The sequence below is a fragment of the Pseudomonas sp. AGC41 genome, from assembly GCF_057334555.1.
The window spans coordinates 123,417-124,983 of record NZ_JBHFJB010000153.1 but is presented as its reverse complement, the minus strand read 5'-3'; the positions used below and the strand labels follow the sequence as shown (position 1 = coordinate 124,983).

Below are 1,567 nucleotides of genomic sequence, written 5' to 3'. Positions count from 1 at the left end.
CCCCCCCCCCCCCCCCCCCCCCACCGGTCTCATTGAAGCTTCAGACCTGTTCAATACCGACATCCCCCCTAGGAGCAAATCCTACAGAGGGATTACAATCGCCACCCCGCCTGAACGGCTGACCCGCCCCGCCATGTCAACCTGCTCCGTACACCCTCTGCCCTACCGCGCCAACCCCGCCGAGTACTTCGCGGCGATTCGTCATGCCCCCGGCAGCGTGCTGCTCGACAGTGGCCGGCCGAGCGCCGAGCGCGGGCGTTATGACTTGCTCAGCGCCTGGCCACTGGAGCAACTGGCGGTATCGCCGGACGAAAGTGGCAGCACTTTCCTGCAACGTCTTCGGATACAGCTGACGCAACTGGGCCACGCCGAGTTGCCAGCCACGGTGCAATTGCCCTTCGCCGGTGGCCTGATCGGTTATTTGAGTTATGACTTCGGCCGACGCCTCGAAGCCCTGCCGTCCTGCGCCGAGGACGATCTGCAACTGCCGGACGCGCGTTTTGGCGTGTACGACTGGGCACTGGTCACCGATCACCAGACTCGCACAAGCCAATTGGTCTTCCATCCCCATTGCGGCGAAAACCAACGCCAACGCTTGATCGAGCTGTTCAGTCAGTCAACTGCGGCGCCCGTCACCTCGTTCAATCTGAACGGCCCGATGGCGCCCGATCTCGACGCCGAAGCCTATCGACAGGCGTTCGAGCGTATCCAGGCGTATATCCAGGCCGGCGATTGTTATCAGGTCAACTTTGCCCAACGCTTTCGCGCGCCGTGCCAAGGCGATGCGTGGGCCGCTTACCAGGCGCTGCGGGCGGCTTGCCCGACGCCGTTTTCCGGCTTCCAGAGCCTGCCGGGGGGCGGTGCGGTGCTGAGCCTGTCGCCCGAACGCTTCGTCCAGGTCAGTGAAGGTCACGTCGAAACCCGTCCGATCAAGGGCACCCGCCCTCGCGGCACGACGCCCGAAGACGACGCAGCCCACGCCGCCGAGTTGCTGGCCAGCCCCAAGGACCGCGCCGAGAACCTGATGATTGTCGACCTCCTGCGCAACGACCTGGGCCGCACCTGCCGCATCGGCTCGGTGCGGGTGCCGGAATTGTTCAGCCTGGAAAGCTACCCGAACGTCCATCACCTGGTCAGCAGCGTGACTGGCGAACTGGCGGACGACAAGGACGCCCTGGACCTGATCGCCGACAGCTTTCCTGGCGGCTCGATCACCGGCGCGCCGAAGATCCGTGCCATGCAGATTATTGACGAGCTCGAACCGACCCGACGCGGGCTGTATTGCGGCTCGTTGCTGTACCTCGATGTGCGCGGGGAGATGGACAGCTCCATCGCCATCCGCAGCTTGCTGGTCAAGGACGGGCAGGTATGTTGCTGGGGTGGCGGCGGGATCGTCGCGGACTCGGATTGGCAGGCGGAGTATCAGGAGTCGATGACCAAGGTGAGGGTCTTGCTGCAAACCTTGCAGAATCTCTGAACAAGGTCCAAGACCTGACACAGGACCTTGTGGGAGCGAGCCTGCTCGCGAAAGCAGTGGTTCAGCCAACATTGATGGCGACTGAGATAC

General features: G+C 63.7%; 1 protein-coding gene. It reads left to right on the top strand.

The features are described 5' to 3' along the window. Positions 1 to 133: 133 nt before the first annotated feature. Positions 134 to 1,477, top strand: coding sequence for an aminodeoxychorismate synthase component I (gene pabB / locus ACE04F_RS25800; protein WP_486110474.1), 1,344 nt, complete (start codon positions 134 to 136; stop codon positions 1,475 to 1,477). Positions 1,478 to 1,567 lie beyond the last annotated feature (90 nt).